Raw genomic sequence first — 1,518 nt, 5'->3', positions numbered from 1 at the left:
AAATACAGTTCGAGCGGCTAAGAACCGCAGAAGTATATGTTTCCGGATTAAAGATTTCCGATCTTGACCTCTATATCTTTGATGCCCTAGGGGACCTCATTATATGCGATGAGGATAACACTTCCGAATGCTACTGTTCTTGGGTCCCGGTCCTCTCAAAGACATACACCGTAATGGTTGTAAACAGAGGAATATTGCCTAATGGTTATTCAATATGGACAAACTAGAATGTAATATGCGAAACTTGAGTCACCCAATCTTCGGCCGTTTAATGATGGCTTTGTTGTGTGTATTTATGCTCACAGGATGCCAACAAAGCCGGCTTGAAAATTTTGTCAGCAGAGTAAATTATCAATGTCCTTACTACCTTGAGGGGGGATGGTATTTTAACCAAATCTACATTGACTACGATGAAGGAGCAGTTGTCCTAGACATAAGGCAGGACAACGAATTGGGGCAAAGCATTTATGGTAGTGTGCTTGGATTGACCGGTGCAATAGGAATGAACACCTATGTTGCAGACCAGTTCCTTCAAGAAATGCGTGGAGACGGAAACTATTCCAAATTTTTAACACTCTGCAGAAATACAGGCGCTGATATAATATTCGATATCTGTGGAGAAACAATAAGGATAGATAGCTGGAAACTATAGCAACATCCCCTGTTTCTCATTCATAACTCGGCAAAAAGTCGGCAAAAATTTTACAAGACAAGAGCCAAAGCATTGAAATTCAATACTTTGGCTCTTAAAAGCGTGCGCGAGATGAGACTCGAAAAAGCGAAATTTGCAAACCGCCATACAGCCTATTCCGAGGCTTATTTTTAAAGTAAAGCATTGATATAGCATACTTTAAGCGGATGCTATATTTCTCTGTACTTGTCACCATATTTCAAAATAATTCAGTTAAGTCGCCAAAAAGTCGCCAAAAATTTGTAGCTTTGCAGTAGATACGAATTGAATATGGCGACTATTGTTTACACTATTTCTCCAAAGACAGACAAACTTCTTTGTAAGCACGAGATTCTGGTCCGCTTCTTTCACGGAACAATCAATCTTCGCGGAAAGACCAGAATGTTTACTCTTGAAGAGAACTGGGACCAGGAGCGGCAATGCAACAAGATTCCTAAGATCCGCGTTATGATAGCGGACAAGAAGGATATTGTAAGGGAACTGAACGAGCAGAACGGTCAGTTGAAGGCTCTTGGACAATTCATTATGTCGGAATTCCTTGAATCCGGTGGTGGAAAAGATTCTCTCGGGAAGGATTGGCTGAAGGATGTGCTTGAGAAATTCAAAACGAAGGATATTGTCATTGAAGAGGGAGAAGAGGCCGAGATTGTAAAAAAGGAAACAATGCTCGATGTATTCACCCGCTACATTGACAAAGAGCACAATATGGCGGACTCGCAGCGCGTGCAGCACCGTGTTATTCATCGCGCCCTTCATCGGTTCACTCTCTATACCGGCATCAGTATCGAGTTCGAAGATTTCACTGCGGACACCCTGCGCGAGTTGGA

At 42.2% G+C, this 1,518-nt stretch carries 3 protein-coding genes; all 3 read left to right on the top strand.

The features are described 5' to 3' along the window. A partial coding sequence (locus tag AC06L3_RS00540; RefSeq protein WP_475668675.1) for a hypothetical protein occupies positions 1-227 on the top strand: 227 nt, incomplete at its 5' end. Next, a complete protein-coding gene (locus tag AC06L3_RS00535) occupies positions 215-652 on the top strand; it encodes a hypothetical protein (protein ID WP_475668674.1) in 438 nt (145 codons plus the stop codon). The genes AC06L3_RS00540 and AC06L3_RS00535, both read left to right, overlap by 13 nt. A 309-nt stretch (positions 653-961) precedes the next feature. Further along, positions 962-1,518, top strand: a 557-nt coding sequence (locus AC06L3_RS00530) for a hypothetical protein (RefSeq protein WP_475668673.1), incomplete at its 3' end; no start/stop codon positions are given.

Source organism: Candidatus Egerieousia sp. (genome assembly GCF_056211015.1).
This window is presented reverse-complemented; position numbering and strand designations above follow the sequence as displayed.

Excerpts from the sequence above, each read along its gene's own strand:
- AC06L3_RS00535 (WP_475668674.1), top strand. The coding sequence starts at position 215 with ATGGACAAACTAGAATGTAATATGCGAAACTTGAGTCACCCAATCTTC.